General features: G+C 72.8%; 13 protein-coding genes and 1 pseudogene. 6 read left to right on the top strand and 8 right to left on the bottom strand.

Annotated features, from left to right (window positions below; genetic code table 11):
• Nucleotides 1–41 precede the first annotated feature (41 nt).
• From ACSMXW_RS34350 to rhaI, 3 genes and pseudogenes are all read right to left on the bottom strand, one after another.
• On the bottom strand, nt 42–1,553 hold the full coding sequence (locus ACSMXW_RS34350; RefSeq protein ID WP_485802147.1) for a rhamnulokinase: 1,512 nt from the start codon (nt 1,551–1,553) through the stop codon (nt 42–44).
• A 130-nt stretch (nt 1,554–1,683) separates the two neighbouring features.
• Nucleotides 1,684–2,097 (bottom strand): annotated as a pseudogene (locus ACSMXW_RS34355) (SDR family oxidoreductase); the annotation flags it as partial.
• Nucleotides 2,098–2,257: 160 nt separating this feature from the next.
• Complete coding sequence (gene rhaI, locus ACSMXW_RS34360; protein ID WP_485802149.1) at nt 2,258–3,424, bottom strand: L-rhamnose isomerase; 1,167 nt, start codon at nt 3,422–3,424, stop codon at nt 2,258–2,260.
• A gap of 634 nt (nt 3,425–4,058) precedes the next feature.
• On the opposite strand from rhaI, the gene ACSMXW_RS34365 reads away from it, so the two are divergent.
• The 6 genes from ACSMXW_RS34365 (at nt 4,059) to ACSMXW_RS34390 (ending at nt 10,832) form a co-directional block, all read left to right on the top strand.
• On the top strand, nt 4,059–5,084 hold the full coding sequence (locus ACSMXW_RS34365) for a LacI family DNA-binding transcriptional regulator (RefSeq protein WP_485802151.1): 1,026 nt from the start codon (nt 4,059–4,061) through the stop codon (nt 5,082–5,084).
• A 634-nt stretch (nt 5,085–5,718) separates the two neighbouring features.
• A complete protein-coding gene (locus tag ACSMXW_RS34370; RefSeq protein WP_485808487.1) occupies nt 5,719–6,717 on the top strand; it encodes an NADPH:quinone oxidoreductase family protein in 999 nt (332 codons plus the stop codon).
• Complete coding sequence (locus ACSMXW_RS34375; protein ID WP_485802153.1) at nt 6,714–7,985, top strand: acyl-CoA dehydrogenase family protein; 1,272 nt, start codon at nt 6,714–6,716, stop codon at nt 7,983–7,985. The genes ACSMXW_RS34370 and ACSMXW_RS34375 overlap by 4 nt, the downstream gene beginning before the upstream one ends.
• Nucleotides 7,982–9,433 (top strand): acyl-CoA dehydrogenase family protein, encoded by a 1,452-nt coding sequence (locus ACSMXW_RS34380; RefSeq protein ID WP_485802155.1) that lies wholly within the window; start codon nt 7,982–7,984, stop codon nt 9,431–9,433. The genes ACSMXW_RS34375 and ACSMXW_RS34380 overlap by 4 nt, the downstream gene beginning before the upstream one ends.
• Nucleotides 9,434–9,617: 184 nt before the next feature.
• Nucleotides 9,618–10,475, top strand: a complete 858-nt coding sequence (locus ACSMXW_RS34385; RefSeq protein ID WP_485802157.1) for a phosphatidylinositol-specific phospholipase C/glycerophosphodiester phosphodiesterase family protein — start codon at nt 9,618–9,620, stop codon at nt 10,473–10,475.
• A gap of 162 nt (nt 10,476–10,637) precedes the next feature.
• On the top strand, nt 10,638–10,832 hold the full coding sequence (locus ACSMXW_RS34390) for a hypothetical protein (protein WP_485802159.1): 195 nt from the start codon (nt 10,638–10,640) through the stop codon (nt 10,830–10,832).
• A 107-nt stretch (nt 10,833–10,939) separates the two neighbouring features.
• Here ACSMXW_RS34390 and ACSMXW_RS34395 read toward each other — a convergent pair whose 3' ends face one another.
• The 5 genes from ACSMXW_RS34395 to ACSMXW_RS34415 all read right to left on the bottom strand — a co-directional run bounded on the left by ACSMXW_RS34395 (nt 10,940) and on the right by ACSMXW_RS34415 (nt 19,409).
• Entirely contained in the window at nt 10,940–11,554 is a 615-nt protein-coding gene (locus ACSMXW_RS34395) for an N-acetylmuramoyl-L-alanine amidase (RefSeq protein WP_485802161.1), read from the bottom strand.
• Nucleotides 11,555–12,029: 475 nt separating this feature from the next.
• Complete coding sequence (locus ACSMXW_RS34400; protein WP_485802163.1) at nt 12,030–13,043, bottom strand: acetamidase/formamidase family protein; 1,014 nt, start codon at nt 13,041–13,043, stop codon at nt 12,030–12,032.
• A complete protein-coding gene (locus tag ACSMXW_RS34405) occupies nt 13,040–14,542 on the bottom strand; it encodes an APC family permease (RefSeq protein ID WP_485802165.1) in 1,503 nt (500 codons plus the stop codon). Before ACSMXW_RS34405 ends, ACSMXW_RS34400 begins: the two co-directional genes overlap by 4 nt.
• A gap of 317 nt (nt 14,543–14,859) precedes the next feature.
• A complete protein-coding gene (locus ACSMXW_RS34410; protein WP_485802167.1) occupies nt 14,860–17,835 on the bottom strand; it encodes a condensation domain-containing protein in 2,976 nt (991 codons plus the stop codon).
• Nucleotides 17,832–19,409, bottom strand: a complete 1,578-nt coding sequence (locus ACSMXW_RS34415) for an amino acid adenylation domain-containing protein (RefSeq protein ID WP_485802169.1) — start codon at nt 19,407–19,409, stop codon at nt 17,832–17,834. The genes ACSMXW_RS34410 and ACSMXW_RS34415 overlap by 4 nt, the downstream gene beginning before the upstream one ends.
• Nucleotides 19,410–19,466 lie beyond the last annotated feature (57 nt).

Below are 19,466 nucleotides of genomic sequence, written 5' to 3' on the forward strand. Positions count from 1 at the left end.
CGCTGAGGGAGACGCAACGGCGGGGTGGCCGCCCCGGCGGGTCACCGTCCCGCGTCCTCGCGGTGCGGGGCATCCCGGCACGGGGCCTCCTGGCAGGCGGCCTCCTGGCGGGCGGCGCGGTCCCACGCTGCCCGGTCGCCGGTGGGCTCGTAGCGGGTGAGCGGCTGGGTGGCGGCCAGCAGGGCGCGCATCCCGGGCAGGTCGCCGACCAGGCCGCGGGCCCTGGCCTGCACGAGGACGTTGCCGAACGCGGCTGCCTCCGCGGGTCCCGCGACCACCGGCAGGCCGCAGGCGTCCGCGGTGAGCCGGCACAGCAGAGCATTGTGTGCGCCGCCGCCGACGATGTGCACCACGTCCACGTGCCTGCCCGCAAGGCGCTGGGCCTCGTCGACGGCGCGCCGGTGGGCGAGGGCGAGGGAGTCCAGGACGCACCGGGTCACCTCCGCCCGGCTGCCGGGCACGGGCCCACCACGCTCCCGGCAGGCGGCGGCGATGCGCCGCTCCATGCCGCCGGGCGCGAGGAACGCCGGGTCCCCGGCGTCCACCACCCAGCGCAGCGCGGGCAGCGCCGCGGCCTCGCGCAGCAGCGGCTCGAGCGGCGGGTCGCCCCACTCCCGCAGGCACTCCTGGAGCAGCCAGAGCCCCATGATGTTGCGCAGGTAGCGCACGGTGCCGTCCAGGCCCAGCTCGTTGGTGAAGTTCGCGGCGCGGCTCCCCTCGGTGAGCACGGGGGCGTCCAGCTCCAGGCCGGCCAGGGACCAGGTGCCCGTGCAGACATAGGCGAAGGCGGCGCCGTCCGCCGCGGGCACCGCCGCCACCGCGGAGGCCGTGTCGTGCGAGCCCACCGCGGTGACCGGCACCGGCGAGCCGAGCCCGGTCTCGGCCAGCACCGCGGGCAGCAGCCGGCCGGCCGGGTCGCCGGGCCGGCGCAGCGGCGCGAACAGGGAGAGGTCGATGCCGAGCCGCTCGGCCGTGCGGTACGACCAGTCGCGGGTGCGGGGGTCGATGAGCTGGGTGGTGGAGGCGTTGGTGAGCTCGGTGCCCTCCTCGCCGGTCAGCCAGTACGTGATCAGGTCGGGAATCAGCAGCAGCCTGCGGGCCGCAGCGAACTGCGCGCTGCCGCGGGCGGCCACGAGCTGGTAGAGCGTGTTGAACGGAACGTGCTGTAGCCCGGTCGCCGCGTACAGCTCGGCCGCCGGCACCGTCCGCCACACCCGCTCCGCCACTTTGTCGGTGCGGTCGTCGCGGTAGTGCACCGGGTTGCCGAGCAGGGCGCCGTCGGCGTCGAGCAGACCGTAGTCCACGGCCCAGCTGTCGATGCCCACCGAGTCGACGGGCCCGGCGGCCCGCAAACCGTCCAGCACCCCGCCGTACAGCGCGAGGACGTCCCAGCGCAGCCCCTCGGGGAGCCGCAGCGGCCGGTTCGGGAAGCGGTGCGCCTCGGCGAGGGCGAGGCCGGCGGGCGTCCCGGGGCCGCGCGGGGTCACCCGGCCGGTCATCACCCGCCCGCTGGAGGCGCCCAGGTCGACCGCCGCGCACACGAACGCACTCATCGCCGCCCCCTCGGCCGCCCGGCACGTCCGGCCGGCTTCGCCGCTCGCGCCGTGACATCCTGCCCCACTCGTCCCCGTTCCGCGACGGCCGGTCCGCTCACTGCTCCCCGTCCCGCGACGGCGGGCCGGCTCACCGCAGGAAGGCGGCCGCGACGCCCGCGTCCACCGGGATGTGCAGGCCTGTGGTGTGCGACAGGCCGCCACCGGTCAGCGCGAAGACCGCAGCCGCGACGTGCTCGGGCAGTACCTCGCGCCTGAGCAGGGTGCGCCGGGCGTGGAACTCGCCCGGCTCCTCCTCCGGCACCCCGTACACCGCGGCGCGCTTCGCGCCCCGCCCGCCGGCGAGGATGCCCGAGCCGCGCACCACGGCGTCCGGGTTGATGCCGTTGACGCGGATGCCGTGCTCGCCCAGCTCGGCGGCGAGCAGCCGCACCTGGTGCGCCTGGTGGGCCTTGGTGGCCGAGCAGGCGATGTTGTCGGGGCCGGCGAAGACCGCGTTCTTCGAGGCGAGGTGGACGATGTCTCCGCCCATGCCCTTGGCGGAGGCGCCCCCGCCGGCGTAGTTGGTGGTGCGGGGATCCGCGCCGAGGCGGTGGGAGCGGGCCAGCAGCCCGGCCACCCGCGGGTGCCGTGCGGGGGCTGGACCGGAGGCCGGCTCCGCCCCGGCCGTGCCCCCGCTGTCCCGGGTCTCGCGCGTCATGGTCCTACGCTCCCCATCCGGCCTGCGTACCGCCCACGCGGTCAGCGACGATGTGCTCCTGCCAGCCCGACGCCCGGTAGGACGCCAGCGGGTCGGGGGCGAGCCCGGCCTCGGTGCGCACCTCGGCGAGCAGCGGGCGCACGTCGGTGTCGAACGCGTCCATCAGCGCGGCGTTCGCGCCCAGCACATCGCCCGCGAGCTGGGCCTCCCGCAGTGCCTCGGCGTCCACCAGCAGGGCCTTCGCCGTCGCCTCCTGGACGTTCATCACGGAGCGGATGATCGCCGGGATCTTGGGCTCGATGTTGTGGCACTGGTCGAGCATGAACGCGATCCCGGACTCCCGGGCGAGGCCGCCGCCGCGCACCACCTCGTACATGATCCTGAACAGCTGGAACGGGTCCGCGGCGCCCACCATCAGGTCGTCGTCCGCGTAGAAGCGGGAGTTGAAGTCGAAGCCGCCGAGTCTCTTCTCGCGGAGCAGGAACGCGACGATGAACTCGATGTTGGTGCCCGGCGCGTGGTGGCCGGTGTCGACCACGACCTGCGCCTTGGGGCCGAGCTTCAGGCAGTGCGCGTAGGCGGTGCCCCAGTCCGGCACGTCGGTGGCGTAGAAGGCGGGCTCGAAGAGCTTGTACTCCAGGAGCATCCGCTGACCGTCGCCCAGCCGCTCGTACACCGCGGCCAGCGCCTCGGCGAGCCGGTCCTGGCGGGCGCGCAGGTCGTCCTGGCCCGGGTAGTTGGTGCCGTCCGAGAACCAGAGCTTCAGGTCGCGGGAGCCGGTGGCGTCCATGATGTCGACGCACTCCAGCAGATGGCCGAGGGCCTTGCGGCGGACGGCCGGGTCCGGGTTGGTGACGGAGCCCAGCTTGTAGTCGTCGTCCTGGAAGACGTTGGAGTTGATCGCGCCGAGCCTGAGCCCCCGTTCCTTCGCGTGGTCCGCGAGGGCCGCGTAGTCGTCGACCCGGTCCCAGGGGATGTGCAGGGCCACGGTCGGCGCCACGCCCGTGTGCTCGTGGACCCGGGCGGCGTCGTCCAGCTTCTCCCGCGGGGTGCGGGGCACGCCTGGCTGGGCAAACACCTTGAAGCGGGTACCGGAGTTGCCGTAGGCCCAGGACGGTGTCTCGATGTGCTGGGCAGCCAGTGCCGCCTTCACGGCCGAGCGATCGGGCATGTGCCACCTCTGAAAACGATTCAATCCAATATCAAGGAACTCTGGCGCCGATTGCGGCTGGCGTCAAGGCCCCGGGTGCCCCTGGATCCTCCGTGGTAAGCGCCAGGAGAGTCAAGGTGTGCAGCCTTGACGGGAATTCTGTTGGGGGCTAGCTTCCTCGGAACTGGATTGAATCATTTCATGGACGTCCGGCTTCATGGACTTCATGGCTCGCCTGAGCCCGGGCCCGACCTCGCCCGGGCCCGACCTCGCCCCGGTCTCGGACGTGCTCGGGCGTGCCGGAGGGCCCGGTCCGTGCGCGGGGCGGCGGCTCCGGCGGTGTCCACGGGGCGGCGGCCCTCGGCGTGCCGCCGCTTACCTCGACCGACGGTTGTGCTCTCCGTTTCCGGAAGGCGGGCGACACGGGCAGCCTCACCGTCGGAGCCCGGGGCTGATCGACCTCGGTCGGCCCACCGCCTTCGTCCCCGTCTTCGCCTTCGTCCTCGGCGCGAAGGAGGCCGCCGGTGGCCGGTTCTGATGCGGCACCGGCCGGTGGCGGTCTCTTCACACGGCGCGGGCCGCATACGCTGACACCGACCCGGCCCGCGCCGCCGCCGCCGGGCCCATCGACGGCAGGACGGAGCAGCGACAAGACATGGTCGGCATCAAGGACGTGGCGCGGGACGCCGGGGTCTCGGTGGGCACCGTATCGAACGTGATCAACCGTCCCGATCTGGTGTCCGAGGAGACCCGCCGCCGGGTGCAGGCCGTCATCGACCGGCTCGGCTACGTCCGCAGCGAGTCGGCGCGCCAGCTCAGGGCCGGGCACAGCCGCATCATGGCCCTCCTCGTCCTCGACATGGGGAACCCGTTCTTCGTGGACGTGGCGCGCGGCGCCGAGCGCGCCGCCCGCGAGGCCGGCCTCGGCGTGATGGTCTGCAACAGCGACCAGAACCCCGCCGAGGAGGCCGACTACCTCTCGCTCTTCGCCGAGCAGCGGGTCCGCGGCGTGCTCCTCACCCCGACCGACGCCAGCGGCAGCAACATCGAGGCGTTCCGGCGCCACCGGATCCCCTTCGTGCTGGTCGACCGGGTCGCGGAGGGCACCACCGAGTGCTCCGTCTCCGTCGACGACGTCGCGGGCGGCGCGCTCGCGGTACGGCACCTCGCCGACACCGGGCACCGCCGCATCGCGTATGTGAGCGGCCCGCCCGGGCTCAACCAGGTCAGGGACCGCAGGGAGGGCGCGCTGCGGGCGCTCGCCGAGGCCGGGCTGCCGCCCGAGACCCTGCACGAACTGCCCACCGAACGCCTGGACGTCGCCGCCGGCCGGGACGCCGGCGCCCGCCTGCTGGGCCTCGCCGACCGGCCCACCGCCGTCTTCTGCGCCAACGACCTGCTGGCGCTCGGCGTCCTCCAGGCGATGTTCGCGGCCGGCGTCTCGGTCCCCGACGAGGTGGCCATCGTCGGCTACGACGACATCGAGTTCGCCGCCGCGGCCGCGGTGCCCCTCACCTCGGTGCGCCAGCCCGCGGTCACCATGGGGGCGATGGCGGCGGAACTCCTCCTGGAGGAGACGGAGGCGGGCGCGTCGGCCGGGGGCGTGGCCGGCCATACCCACCGGCGGGTGGTGCTTCAGCCGGAACTGGTGGTCCGGAGGTCAAGCCTGCGGCGTCTGTGAGCGGCGGGGGCGGGCTGCTTTTGGCGGTCCTGCCGGGTGTGGTGCTGTGATCTGTGGTGCTGTCGGCTGTGGCGCTGTGATCTGCGGTGTTGCTGGCTGTGGTGCTGTGGCCTGTGGTGGTGCTGGCTGCGGTCCCGCGATTCTGGGGTCCTGCGGTCTGCGGTCTGCGGTCTGCGGTCCTGTGACCTGCGGCGTGCGGTAGGGGTGCGTGCGGTTGGTGTGGGGGGATGGTGCGGTGGCTGGTGCGTGGGCTGGACATGCGGGCGGCGTCGGCTCTGCGGGACCAGGTGCGGGGCGCGGTGGCGTGTGCTGTGCGGGACCAGGCGGCGCCGGACGCGGTGGCGTGGCTGTGCGGGACCAGGCGGCGCCGGACGCGGTGGCGTGGCTGTGCGGGACCAGGCGGCGCCGGACGCGGTGGCGTGGCTGTGCGCGACCGGGTGGTGGGCCCGCGGTGGCGTGGGTTGCGCGGGCCGCAGGGTGGGGGTGGGGACGCGGTGGCGTGGGTGGGCGTGGGCCCCGTGTGCGGGCGCGGTGTGGTTCGCGGTGCTTTTCGGATGGCAAGCGACCGCTTAGTATGTCAAGGGCCAGGTTCTACGATTCTCCGTGGAGGCCACCTATGCCCCCCATGCCCCCGATGCAGGCATGGCACGTGCACCAGACCGGCGAGCCGCGCGAGGTGATGCGCCTGGAGGAGTCGGAGCGGCCCGTGCCGGGCGAGGGCCAGGTCCTGCTGAGGGTGCGTGCGGCGAGCGTCAACTTCCCCGACGCGCTGCTCTGCCGCGGCCGGTACCAGGTGCACCCGCCGCTGCCGTTCATCCCGGGGGTGGAGATCTGCGGCACGACCGAGGACGGCCGCCGTGTCATCACCACCTGCGCCCTGCCGCACGGCGGCTTCGCCGAGTACGCACTCGCGGACGCCAGGGGCCTGCTGCCCGCGCCCGAGGTGCTGGACGACGCACAGGCCGCCGCGCTGCTCATCGCGTACCAGACCGGATGGTTCGGCCTGCACCGCAGGGCAGGGCTGCGGGCGGGCGAGACGCTGCTGGTGCACGCGGCCGCCGGCGGCGTCGGCAGCGCCGCCGTACAGCTCGGCAAGGCCGCGGGCGCCCGGGTCATCGGGGTCGTGGGCGGCCCGGCGAAGGCCGAGACGGCCCGGGCGCTCGGCTGCGACCTGGTGATCGACCGGCACGAGGACGATGTCGTCGCGGCGGTGAAGGAGGCGACGGGCGGCCGGGGCGCCGACGTGGTCTACGACCCCGTGGGCGGCGACGCCTACACCCAGTCCACCAAATGCGTCGCCTTCGAGGGCCGGATCGTCCTGGTCGGCTTCAGCAGCGGCACCATCCCGAACCCCGCCCTGGGGCACGTCCTGGTGAAGAACTACTCCCTCCTCGGCCTGCACTGGGGTCTGTATGCGGCCAAGTCCCCGGGCGCGGTGCTGGAGTGCCACGGCCAGCTCACCGCGCTGGCCGAGAAGGGCGCCATCACCCCGCTGGTCAGCGAGCGGGTACCCCTGGCGGCCGCGGCCGACGCGGTCCAGCGGGTGGCGGACGGAACGACCACGGGGCGGCTGTGCGTGCTGCCCGGACCCGCCTCCGAGGGCTCCGCCGCCGCGGACGGGGTGACGGCATGACCGACGCCACCGAACTGCGCCGCCGCACCAGGGAGCTGCTGGCGGCCTACCCGCCCGCCACCACCGACCGCCAGGCTTTTCTCCGGGCCCGCTTCGACGCCGGACTCGCCTGGGTGCACTACCCGGAGGGGTTGGGCGGTCTCGCGGCACCGCGCGCTGTCCAGGCCGTGGTCGACGCCGAGCTGGCGGCCGCGGGAGCTCCCGACAACAACCCGCGCCGCATCGGCATCGGCCTCGGCATGGCCGCCCCCACCCTCCTGGCATTCGGCACCGAGGAGCAGAAGAGGCGCTTCCTGCGGCCGTTGTGGACCGGCGAGGAGGTGTGGTGCCAGCTGTTCAGCGAGCCGGGCGCCGGCTCCGACCTGGCGGCACTCGCGACGCGTGCGGTGCGTGTGGAGGACGGCTCCGCGGGCCCGGGGGCCGGCGGCGGGGGAGGCGTACCGGACGGCGACGGCCCCGACGCCGGTGGGGCCGAGGGCCCCGGAGCCGGCGAGTGGATCGTGAACGGGCAGAAGGTGTGGACGTCCAGTGCCCACCTCGCCCGATGGGCCATCCTCGTCGCCCGCACCGACCCCGGCGTGCCCAAGCACCGCGGCATCACCTACTTCATCTGCGACATGACCGCCCCCGGTGTCGAGGTGCGCCCGTTGCGCCAGATCACCGGCGAGGCCGAGTTCAACGAGGTCTTCCTGACCGGCGTCCGCATCCCCGACGCCCAGCGCCTCGGCCCGGTCGGCGAGGGGTGGAAAGTCGCCCAGACCACCCTGATGAACGAGCGGGTGTCCATCGGCGGCTCCCGCGTGCCCCGCGAGGGCGGCATGATCGGCCCGCTCGCCAGGACCTGGCGGGAACGCCCGGAACTGCGCACCCACGACCTCCACCAACGGCTGCTGACCCTCTGGTCGGAGGCCGAGGTGGCCCGGCTCACCGGCGAGCGACTGCGCCAGCAACTGGCCGTCGGCCATCCCGGACCCGAGGGCTCCGGGATGAAGCTGGCGTTCGCCCGGCTGAACCAGGAGATCAGCGCCCTGGAGGTGGAACTCCTCGGCGAGGAGGGACTGCTGTACGACGACTGGACGATGCGCCGTCCCGAACTCGTGGACTTCACCGGCCGCGAGGCCGGCTACCGCTATCTACGCGCCAAGGGCAACAGCATCGAGGGCGGCACCAGCGAGATCCTGCTGAACATCATCGCCGAGCGCGTCCTGGGCCTGCCGCCCGAGCCGCGCACCGACAAGGACGTCGCCTGGAAGGACCTCACCCGATGAGCACGCCGCACGAGACCACCGGCGACCCGTTCTCCGGCGCGGCACCCGCCTCCCGCGGCGGCGCGGCGCCTGCGGGCGACGCACGGCCCGGGGATGCTCCGCAGGGTGACGCTCCGGCTGGTGGTACTCCCGCCGGTGGCGTGCCGTCCGGGAACGAGGCGCCGTCGGAGAACACGCTGTCCGGGAACGGCGGGCCGCCCGCGGACGGCGGCGTGCCCACGCCGCGGGAGCCCCGCCCCACTGGCCCGGACCCGGACGGCACGGGGGAATCCGCCCCCGACCTGCTCTATTCCGAAGAGGAGGAGGCACTGCGCGCCGCCGTGCGCCGCCTCCTGGCCGACCGCTGCGATGCGGCCGCGGTGCTCGCCCGCATCGAGTCCGACACGCCCCATGACCAGGGACTCTGGACGGCCCTGGCGGACATGGGCCTGGCCGGGCTGCTGGTCCCCGAACACCTCGGCGGCCAGGGCGCGACCCACCGCGAGACCGCGGTCGTGCTGGAGGAACTGGGCCGCGCCGTCGCCCCTGTCCCCTTCCTGACCAGCGCGGTCCTTGCCACGGAGGCCCTGCTCGGATGCCTGCCGCAGGGAGCGGACGGCCAGCCGTCCGACGCCGGCGCCGACGGCGCAGCGGCGGCCGAACTGCTGACCGCACTCGCCACCGGGCAGACCGTCGCGGTGCTCGCCGTGCCCCTGTCGACGGCACCTGTGGTGCCGACGGGGGAAGAGGCCGGACCGACCGGACGGCCCGCACCCGGCGCCGTGCGGGTCGAGAAGGGCGCGCTGCACGGCCGTATCACCGGCGTCGCAGACGTGGCCGCGGCGGACGTCCTGCTCGTGCCCACCGACGCCGGTCTTCACGCGGTGGAGTCCGGCCACGACGGGGTCACCGTCACGGCTCGCACCTCGCTCGACCGGACCCGGCCGCTCGCCGACGTCACCCTGCACGCCGCACCCGGACGCCGGCTCACCACCGAGGTGGAAGAGCCGCTGCGGCGCGCCCTGCGCGCGGGCGCCGGTCTGCTCGCCTCGGAACAACTCGGCATCGCCGAGTGGTGCCTGACCGAAACCGTCGGGTACACCCGCGACCGGTACCAGTTCAACCGCCCTGTGGGCTCCTTCCAGGCGCTGAAGCACCGACTCGCCCAACTCTGGCTGGAGACCGTCCACACCCGAGCCGCTGCCCGGAACGCCGCCGACGCCCTGGCCACCGGCAGCCCCGAGACCGCGCTCGCCGCCGCGCTCGCCCAGTCCTACGCCCCGGGCGTAGCCGTGCACGCGGCCGAGGAGGCGCTCCAACTGCACGGCGGGATCGGTATGACCTGGGAGCACCCCGTGCACCTCTACCTCAAACGCGCCAAGGCCGACTCCATCGCCCTCGGTACCGCCGGCCACCACCGTGCACTCCTGGGAGAACTCACCGGCCTGACGGCGCCTCGCCACACCTGACGCCACGCTCCGGGAGGCGGGGCGGCCGGATCCGGGCGCCCCAGACCCGTCCCCACCGTCCCGCCGCCTCTCCAGGTGAACGCCGAACGGCCATTCGGCCAACTCATCCCGGACCGCCGCCCCGCCGGCCTCCGGCGCCCCATACTCGCTGAGGTCCCGTACGCCACCTCCAGGGAGGCAGCGCATGGCCCTCATCACCCGCCGCGGAGCCCTCACCACCCTGGGCACCGCCCTTGCGTGCAGCACACTCCCCACCGGGACCGCCCAAGCGCACGCCCGCGCCCGCGGCCCCCGCCCGCTGATCCACGCGCACGCCCACAACGACTACGACCACCCCCGCCCCCTGCTCGACGCTCTCGACCACCGGTTCGGCAGCGTCGAGGCCGACATCCACCTGGTGGACGGCCAGTTGCTCGTCGCCCACGATGCCGCGGACCTCGACCCTGCCCGCACCCTCGAATCGCTCTACCTCGCCCCCCTCCTCGCCAGGATCACGGACCACCACGGCTGGGTGTACGAAGGCCGGCGCACCCCGCTGCACCTGCTGATCGACATCAAGACCGAGGGCGCCGCGACCTACCTGGCACTCGCCCGCCACCTCCGGCGCTATCAGCGGATCCTCACCACCTACGCCCAGGGCGCGGTCCGCCGCGGACCGGTCACCGCGGTCGTCTCCGGTGACCGCGCCGCGCGCGCCCCGATGGAGTCCCAGCAGGTCCGCCACGCCTTCTACGACGGACGCGGCACCGACCTGGGCGGCGCCCCCGCCTCGTTCATCCCGCTGATCAGCGAGGACTGGACGACGATGTTCACCTGGCGAGGCACCGGTCCGATCCCCGCCGCGGAACGCGCCGCCCTGCGCCGGATGGTCCGCACCGCCCACGCCCACGGGCAGCGCGTGCGCTTCTGGGCCACCCCCGACACTCCCGGCCCCGCCCGTGACGCCCTGTGGACGGAACTGCTGGCCGCCGGCACCGACCTGCTGAACACCGACGACCTGGCCGGCCTGGAGGAGTTCCTCACCGCTCACGCAACCGGATAGCCGGGGCGCGCGCCGGCACGGTGACGCGGCTCCCGGGGCCCCGCCGCCGTCACCCGAAGTCATACACGTTCGGAGGACATGCCGCTCGCCCGGACGGAGCCCGCGCTGCGCCACACTTACGGCCGAAGGCCATGGGTGTCGGCATGGCCCTGGAGGGTGACGATGGCGATTTCCATCTCCGCGGTGCTGCTGTTGCTGATCCTTGCCGTGATCTTCGTGCGCAACGGCACGCTGAAGATGTCGCACGCCGTGGTGTGCGCGCTGCTCGGCTTCTACCTGTCCAGCACCAGCATGGCCCCGACCATCCAGGAGGGGCTGACCGCCACCGCGGACATCGTCAGCCGCCTCAACCCCTGAACCGGATGTGCCCCGCCCGTCCCTGACCCGGGTGCCGGCCGTCCAGGGCCCGCCCCGGGCGGCGGCCGCCGGCAGGCGGCCACCGCCCGGGGACCAGGCCCGGGCCGTCAGCGCGCCCGCTGCGCCGCCTGGATGATGAGATTCAGGTACTTGTCCCAGTCCCAGTAGGGGCCGGGGTCGGTGTGGGTCGCCCCGGGGACCTCACGGTGACCGATGATGTAGCCGCGGTTGATCGGGATGCGGTACTTGGTGCAGATCGCCGCGGTCAGCAGCGCCGACTGCTGGTAGAGCGCGTCCGTGAAGTACTCCGGCTGGTCCACCCAGCCCTCGTGTTCGATCCCGATGCTGCGCGTGTTGTAGTCCCAGTTCCCGGCGTGCCAGGCGATGTCGTGCTCGCGGACGCACTGGGCGATGTGGCCGTCCCGCGAGCGCACCACGTAGTGGGCCGACACCGCCGCGGTCGGGTCCTGGAAGATCCCTATGGCGTCGTCCCACGTCTCCTGGGTGACGTGGATGACCACATGGTCGATGGGGTAGCTGGTCGGGCGGCTGGACGCGGTGTAGTTGGACGTGCTGGCGGGGCGCGACTCGGCCGCCGGGTAGTCGACCGCCTGCGCATCGGCGAGGGCGGGCTCCTCGCTGAGCAGTGCGGTGGGCACCGCGGCGAGAGCGGCGCCTTGGAGCAACCGGCGCCGGCTGAGGGAGGGTCTTGCTCGTTCCATTGCTGGCCTACCTCTCGGTGGGGGAACAGCGGAAAGGGAGCGAACTGCACGGTGGAGCGGGGTGGTGCGGATGCACTCCGTGCAGTGCAGTGCATGCACTGCACCGGAGCGGATGGGGCGGTTGGAGCGGGTGGGGCTGTTCGAACGGGTGGAGCAGTCGGAAGGGAATGAGCGGCTGAAGCGGGCGGTCAGGAGCGGGTGGAGTGGCTGAAGCGGACGGTACAGGCAGCGGGTGGAGCAGGTGGAGCGTCTGGAGCGGGCGGAGCAGCCGGTGCGGACAGTGCGGCTGGATCCCGGGTCAGGGCTGGCCAGAGGGGCTGGAATCCTGGGCTGTGGCCGGCCAGATGGCTGGATCCCGGCCCCGTGCTCCGGTCCCGCCCGGGCAGCCGGGTGGCCGGCCGATGGTGCCCAGGCGGGTCAGGGTGGGGCAGGACGGCGGGAGGAGCGGCGAAGCGGCAGCATCGACCGGGATGGGTCAGAGGGACAGCGCCGACGCGGCCTCCCGCAGGTGTGCATGTATTCCGCGGTAGGTCTCACGCGCCGGCAGCCACTCCTTGCGGAGCTTCGCCACGCAGGTGTAGTTGGTGTCGCAGACGTTGGCGAGCGGCGACTCCACGGTCTGTGACGCGAACTGATAGGCGTCCAGCTCGCTGAACCCGTAGTCCCTCACCAGCCACTGCACCAGGTCGAGCTGGGATATCCGGAAGGCGTCCTCAAGCGGGCGGGCCGACCCGGTGGACATGATGTGCGTGTCGGACTCCAGCCGCGGCCAGGGTGTGACGACCCCCTTGAGCAGGTCCACGATGACCACCGTGTTCATGGCGCACTCGACCGCCACACCACAGGTCTCGCCCTCGCCCTGCCGCGCATGCCCGTCGCCGAGGCTCACCTGGGCGCCTTCCACGTTCACCCCGAGGTAGCACGTCACTCCGGCACGCATCTCCGGTGTGTCCATGTTCCCGCCATGCGCATCGGGCACCAGGGCCGAGCGCACCTCCAGATTGGCGGGGGCCACGCCGACCGTGCCGTGCATCGGGTCCATGGGCAACTCCCTCTCGAAGCCGCCGTCCCGTGCGGAGAACGTCGCGGTCCGCTTCTCCCGGTCGAGCTGCCAGATCCACACCCGCTCGGGCAGCGGCGCCTGTAGCGAGGCCGTCGCGTGCGTGGAGGTGAGCGCCCCGAACAACGGCACCGTCGTCGAGGCCGCCCAGTCGCGCGCGGGCTCGACGGAGACGAAGTGCACCGCCAGTGTGTCGCCCGGCTCCGCGCCCTCCACATGGAAGGGCCCCGTCTGCGGGTTCAGGAACGGGAACTCGCAGACCTCGGAGACCAGGTCCTTCTCCGACCTGACCCGCCCGGCGTAGCAGTCCTCCGTGAAGAGGTCGAGAACCGTGCCCGGGGCGATACGCGCCACCGGCGGGGCACCGCCGAACGTCCAGGCGTATTCGTCCGGTCGGGGACGCACCGTGAGAATCCGCGGGTCGCTCATCGCAGCTCGGCTCCACTCTGTCCAGGGGCGGATACGGGATCGTCGTCCAGGTGAACACGGGCGGTCTCGGCTATGCGCCCCGGGTGGCGTTTCGCCAGCACGGCCAGCACCACGACGCCGGCGAGCAGCCAGAGCCCCACAATCGGGCCCGCGTACGACACGGGCGCCGTCAGCTTGGAGACGAAGTCGAACACGGGCAGCCCCGCCGCCGTGAACAGCGCCGGCACGAAGGCGGCGATGCCCAGCACGGGGAAGAGCAGATGGCGCACGGGGCGCAGCTCCGTGCGCCTGCGGCGCAGGAAGTACCCGGCGCACGCCGCGTTGGTGAGGATGTAGACGCCGATCACGACCGTCACGATCACCGTCGCGAGCAGCAGGAAGGCCGTCTGCGGGTCGTAGCCGAACCCCAGGCCCAGCATGACGGCCACCGCCACCACGAACTGCGCCGCAACACCGGCCACCGGCGAGAGCCGGACCCCGTGCAACCGTGCGAACGGCCCGGGGAAGACACCGATACGGCCCAGGGCGAAGGCGGTGCGGGTGGAGACGTTCGCGCTGGCGTTGGCGTTGGCGATCGTGGAGTTGACGACGGCGAGGAACACCAGCACCCAGAACAGCCCGAACGAGGTCCGGGCCACCCCTTGCCAGGACGCGGCCCCCGAGGCGCCGAACCCGGCGAAGTCGTCAGCGCCGAAGAACACGGTCATCGCATAGGTCGTCACCACGTAGAACAGCCCGATGCCGAGTGCCGACCCCAGCACGGCGCGGTGCATGGTGCGCCGCGGGTCCTTCGTCTCCTCGGCGAGCGGGGCGGCCGCCTCGAAGCCGGAGAACGCCAGCACCGTGTAGACCGAACCCGCGAACACACCGCTGATGCCTCTGTGGTCCGCCGGTGTGTGGGAGGTGCCGAACACCGAGAGCGTGTTCTCCCCGCCGGCCTTCACGATCAGCAGCACGGCGAAGACCAGCAGGACGGCCACCTCGAACACGCCGAGCACGGTGCCGAACCGGGCCGAGGCCCGCACCCCGAAGTAGCCCGCCGCTGCGATGATCACCGCACCCGCCAGTGCCCATGGCCACCACAGCTCCACCGGGTAGGAGGACCACTCGTCGTGCAGCGTGCCGGCCGTGGTGAAGCCGAGCTGAAGCAGCAGCAGGGGAGGGACCAGCGCCTGCACGAACACATAGCCCCAGCCGACCAGGAACCCCACGGCCGGATGCAGACCCTGCGCGGTGTAGGTGGCCACCGAGCCGGCGGCGGGCAGCTGCCGGGCGAGATCGGCCACGCAGGACGCCGTGAACAGGCAGGCGACGAGCGCGACCAGCACGGACAGGGGCAGGCTGCCGCCCGCGAAGGCCGCGCCCGACGGAATGGAGGCGGCGACTGCCGCGGCCGGCGCCATGGCCGTGATGCTCTGGAACAGGACATCCCGCAAACCGACGGCCCCGCGCCGCAGGCCCGGACCATCCGGACCGGCCCGGCCGATCTGCTCCGGCATCGCCTCCCCCTCCCACCATCACCCTGCACGTTCGTGCATGCACGCGATTCGACGCGCGTCATTCACGGTACGAGCCACGGAGGTTGGGACGGAAGAGCACGGAGTAGATGCACGTCGCCACTTGGGACCTGCCGGCCGATCCGGTCGTCGTCGCCCAGGCCCGGAACCTCGTCTCCGCCCAGCTCGCCGCGTGGGACCTCACCGAGGAATCGGCCCGCGACACGTGGCGGCCGCCGACCAGGGCGTCCGACGGCCGGGCGTCCCGGAGGGCCGGGGGCGGCGGGCCAGTCGCGGCGCACGCCGCCCACGCGGGCCGCCTAAGCGCCCACGGCCCCCACAAGGTCCGGCTGATCGAGTGTGACGGGCATGCGCAGAGCGTCCAGCCATGTCTCGACCGTGGTCCGGGTCAGCAGGCAGTCGCGGTAGATCACTCCGCAGCGCAGGTCCTCGCCCGTGTCCGAGAGCCACAGGCTGACATCGAAGAGGGCGCTGTTCATCCGGGGCAGACGCAACCGTCCGGTCTCCCCTTCGAGGGTGAAGCGCTCCGGAGGATTGCCCGCGAGGAACACCGAGCGCCGTTTGCGCGGCAGTTCCTCGCCGGTGGCGTCCACATCCCGTACCTCGCGCATGATCTCGGCGAACGGCAGGCCCTGGTGCAGCAGGGTCCACAGCAGGCCCTCCCGCACGGACCGCACGGTGGTCACCAGGTCCGCGTCGCGCGGCGCGTCGACGACCACGGGCAGCAGGTTGGTGAAGTTGCCGACCACTTGCTTCGCCTCGGGGACGAAGCGTCCGGGGAACGGGCAGAAGAAGGCCAGCTCGTCGCCCACGACATCGGCGCGCATGGCGTGCAGGACCTTGGCGGCCCCGAGGGCGAAGCTCGTCACGCCCAGGGCGCTGGCCTCCGTCCTGTGACGTCGGTAGGCGGCAGCGCCCAGCGACGAGTCGAACGAGCGTCCCTCCAGCGAGTTCTCGTGCCAGGGCCGGGTGTCCTTGAGCATCACCTCCGGCACCCCCGCGGGCAGCCGCCGGCGCCAGGCAGCGCGCAGCGCCTGACCGTTCTCCCCGGCGAGCACGGCCTTCTCCGCCTCCGCCACGGCGGCGAGGGAGGGCCGGGCGTGCGACGCGTGGAACTCCTCGCCGTCCTTCGCCGTGTAGGCGTCGGCGATGTCCTCCAGGAAGCGGATGAACGACATCCCGTCACACACGGAGTGGTCGGCCCGGACCACGAGGGCGAACCCCGGGCCTCGTCTCCGCAGGCACACCACATGGACGAGGTCGCTCTCGCGGAGGTCCACCTTCCGCGCCACCTCGCCGTCGGCGATCCGCTGAGCGGCGGCGGTCAACTCCTCCCAGGTACCGGTCCCCATGTCGAGGTGTGCCACCAGACCGGCGGGAAGAGAGCGCTCACGGTACTGGGGGCCCAGCGTCTCGTCGTTCCGGAAGACGCTGTGCAACGCCGGGTTGACCGCCACGGCCCGGCGCACCGCCGTCTCCAGCCGCTCGGCGTCGACCGTGGACTCCGGGAAGTGGTAGGTCTTGCAGATGGTGCCCTCGGAGCCGATGGAACCGTCCTCCCGTTCCAGACGCCGCACTCCGAGGCTCATGCGTGCCGGCAGCGCACGCCATTCTCGCTGCTCGTCCCCGACCATGCACCGGTGTGCGGCCGCGGGCGCCGGCGCGGGGGCGGACGCCTGGGAGGAGGCGCCGAGAACGGCCGCCGTGAAATCCCGCAGCCGGGGGCTGTCGAAGAGCGTCAGCATCGAGACCTCGGCGCCGAACCGGTCGGCGACCGCGAGGACCAGGCTCTCCGCGAGGAGTGAGTGGCCGCCCAGCTCGAAGAAGGAGTCCGCCGGCGTGACCCCCTCGATCTCCAGAACCTCCTCCCACACGGCGATCATGTCGGCGAGAGCCCGACCGTCCGAGGGGACCGGCGGGTCCGCGTCCGGTGCGGTCGGCTCGGCCGGGGCCCCGACCGAGCGCGGTGACGCGAGTTTCTCCACCAGGCACGTGCGCGGCGCGGACGCCAGCGTCCGCAGCACGGTGAAGAAGTCCGTGGCCATGGAGTCCACCAGAGTGGGCCCGATGGCACCCGTCGGGTCCTTCCACAGAACGTGGGTTCCCGCGCTGTCCTCGCGGACCATCACAGCCAGCGTGAAGCCGGCACTGCTCTCCATGTCCAGCAGACTCAGCCGCGCCCCGGTGCCCGCGTGGGCGAGGCGCAGGTCCTGGACGTCCACGCCGTCCCGCAGGCCCGCGTGCCAGAACTGGAACACCGACTGGTGCGTGCGTTCCCGGGCCTCGGCACCGGTCAGGCGTGCCGTCCGCATGATCTCCGGCAGCGGCAGGTCCCCGTGCCGCACGGCTTCCCGTACCCGGGTGTGGATCCGCCCGGCGAGCTCGGCGTAGGTGTCGTCGCCGCGGACCTCGCACCGGATGGGCAGCGGGTTGACGAAATAGCCGATCTGGTGCCGTGCCGATTCGAGGGTGCGGCCGTGGAACGGCAGGAAGGAGAGGATGTCGTCCGCCCCGCTGTAGCGCCGCAGCAGTGCGTAGTAGCCCGACATCAGGACCGACACGTAGGAGACGCCGAGGCCGGACGCGACCGTGCGGAGGTCGCGTGCGAGCCCGTCGGGCAGCAGGTCGCTCCGTACGGTGTACTGAGGCAGGTCGACGGATGTGGGCAGGGGGAGGTCGGGTGTGTCCGGGCCGAGTACCCCCTGCCAGAACGTCCGGTGCTCGGCACCGCGCGCCGTCCGGGTCAGTGCGCGGGTGTGCCGGGCGTGCTCCGCCAGGGGCGGCGCCTGGGGTGCGCGGGCCGGTTCCCCGCCCGCGTAGGCGTCCCGGAGCGCTTCGAGGAGGAGCAGGATCGAGGCGCCGTCGAACACCAGGTGGTGCACCGCCAGCAGGAGCACGTCGTAGCCCGGCCCGTGCAGCAGGTCGACCCGTGCGAGTGGTCCGCGACGCAGGTCGAAGGGGACCTGCCAGGCACGCCGCACCGCCTCGTCGCGGTCCAGCGAGGTGGTGGTCTCCCGTACCGGGATGGCGGGCGCGTCGGACCAGTCCAGCCGGGCGGTCTCGCCGGCCTCGGTCACCACCCGTGCCCTCAGCTGCGGAAAGGCGTCACCGACCGAACGCACCGCGTGCGCGATCCGCGCGGGATCGAGTGTGCCGTCGATGGAGAACGGCGTGGGAATGATGTTCGTCCACTGCGTGGGCTCCACCTGCCAGGCGACCCACATGGCCTCCTGGTTCACCGAGAGAGGTGTCGAGCACTGGGGCTTGGTTGTCACACTTCTTCCTTCCTCGGGGAACGAAGGCGCTCCCCGGGCTGGTGATCGGCGTCCGCCAGCGCACGCCGGTCGGTCTTGCCCGAGGCGCCCTTGGGCAGGTGGGGCAGGCAGTGGAACCGCCCCGGCACCATGTGCCGCGGCAGCGCCTCCCCGGCCTGCCGGGCGATCTCCTCGCCCGTGGTGCCGTCATCGGACACGACGTATGCCGTGAGCAGGGGGCCGCCCACCCTGCTGCGGCCGTACACCACCGCCGCGTCCCGGACCGCGGGCAGCCGCCGCAACGTGCGTTCGACCTCGCCCAGTTCGATGCGGAAGCCGTTGATCTTCACCTGGTCGTCGGCGCGGCCCGCGTAGCACAGGACGTCGTTCTGCGTCCGGGTGGCGAGGTCGCCGCTCCGGTACGCGCGCGTGGTCACACCTCCCGGCAGGGACAGCGGCGTGAACCGCTCCGCGGTGAGTTCCGGCCGGTTCAGGTAACCGGTCGCCACTCCTCGCCCCGTCACCCAGATCTCCCCGGTCTCGCCCCGGCCCACGGGCCTGCCGGAGGGGTCCAGCACGTGGTACTCCCAGCCCGGCAGTGCGATCCCGAGATCCCTGGCCATCTCGCCGTCGTCGGCGGCCAGTTCCTCGGGACCCAGAGTGCGTGTGGTGACGAAGACGGTCGTCTCCGTGATGCCGTACGTGTTCACGAACTGGCAGGCGTCCCCGTAGCGGCTCCGCCACGCGTTGATGTCCCTGACCTCGATCGACTCGCCGCCGAAGATGATGCGGCGCAGCTGGAGCGGGGGCGCCGCCTTCGCCCGGAGCGCCCCCACCAGGTAGCGGAACACCGAGGGGACGATGCTCATCACGGTGACGCGCTCACGCGCGAGCAGCTCGGCGGTCGAGCGGGGCGAGAGCGCGGTCTCGGCGGGGACGACCACCAGCGTGGCACCGGTCGCCAAGGCACCCCACATCTCCCAGACCGAGAAGTCGAAGCAGTAGGAGTGGAAGAGCGTCCACACGTCACCGGGGAGGAAGTCGTAACGGGAGCAGACACCTCGCACCATCGCCACGACGTTCTTCCGCGGGATCTCGACCCCCTTGGGACGCCCCGTCGATCCCGACGTGTAGATGACGTACGCCGCCGCCTCGTCGTCGTCCGCCGGTGCGGTCACCGCACGCGCCTGCCCGGTCGGATCGAGGGTGTCCGTCCGCAGCACGGGCACGTCGAACAGCCCCGCCGGCGGTGCGCTGTCGCTGAGGACCAGGGCGATCCCGCTGTCATCGGCCATGAAGCGCACGCGCTGGACGGGATACGAGGGATCCAGCGGCACATAGGTGCACCCGGCCGCGACCACGGCGAGGACGGCGGCCACCAGGTCCACGCCCCGGGTCAGGTACAGGCCGATCCGGCTGCCGCGCCCGGGGTCCTCCCCCTGGATGGCGGCGGTGAGCACACCGACCCGGTGGGCCAGCTCACCGTAGGTGAGCGAGGTGTGCTCGTCGCGTACCGCCTCGCTGTCCGGGGCGGCGGCGGCCCGTTCGGCGAAGAGTCCGTACAGTGTGGGTGCCTTGTCGGAGGTAGTCGGCATGGTGTGGTGTCACCGTTCTGTTCGAGACGTCGAGACCTCGAGAAGGGGAGGCGCGCG

The sequence above is a fragment of the Streptomyces sp. DSM 116793 genome, assembly GCF_057320905.1.

Excerpts from the sequence above, each read along its gene's own strand:
- ACSMXW_RS34350 (WP_485802147.1), bottom strand. The coding sequence starts at position 1,553 with ATGAGTGCGTTCGTGTGCGCGGCGGTCGACCTGGGCGCCTCCAGCGGG.
- rhaI (WP_485802149.1), bottom strand. The coding sequence starts at position 3,424 with ATGCCCGATCGCTCGGCCGTGAAGGCGGCACTGGCTGCCCAGCACATC.
- ACSMXW_RS34365 (WP_485802151.1), top strand. The coding sequence starts at position 4,059 with ATGGTCGGCATCAAGGACGTGGCGCGGGACGCCGGGGTCTCGGTGGGC.
- ACSMXW_RS34370 (WP_485808487.1), top strand. The coding sequence starts at position 5,719 with ATGCAGGCATGGCACGTGCACCAGACCGGCGAGCCGCGCGAGGTGATG.
- ACSMXW_RS34375 (WP_485802153.1), top strand. The coding sequence starts at position 6,714 with ATGACCGACGCCACCGAACTGCGCCGCCGCACCAGGGAGCTGCTGGCG.
- ACSMXW_RS34380 (WP_485802155.1), top strand. The coding sequence starts at position 7,982 with ATGAGCACGCCGCACGAGACCACCGGCGACCCGTTCTCCGGCGCGGCA.
- ACSMXW_RS34385 (WP_485802157.1), top strand. The coding sequence starts at position 9,618 with ATGGCCCTCATCACCCGCCGCGGAGCCCTCACCACCCTGGGCACCGCC.
- ACSMXW_RS34390 (WP_485802159.1), top strand. The coding sequence starts at position 10,638 with ATGGCGATTTCCATCTCCGCGGTGCTGCTGTTGCTGATCCTTGCCGTG.
- ACSMXW_RS34395 (WP_485802161.1), bottom strand. The coding sequence starts at position 11,554 with ATGGAACGAGCAAGACCCTCCCTCAGCCGGCGCCGGTTGCTCCAAGGC.
- ACSMXW_RS34400 (WP_485802163.1), bottom strand. The coding sequence starts at position 13,043 with ATGAGCGACCCGCGGATTCTCACGGTGCGTCCCCGACCGGACGAATAC.
- ACSMXW_RS34405 (WP_485802165.1), bottom strand. The coding sequence starts at position 14,542 with ATGCCGGAGCAGATCGGCCGGGCCGGTCCGGATGGTCCGGGCCTGCGG.
- ACSMXW_RS34415 (WP_485802169.1), bottom strand. The coding sequence starts at position 19,409 with ATGCCGACTACCTCCGACAAGGCACCCACACTGTACGGACTCTTCGCC.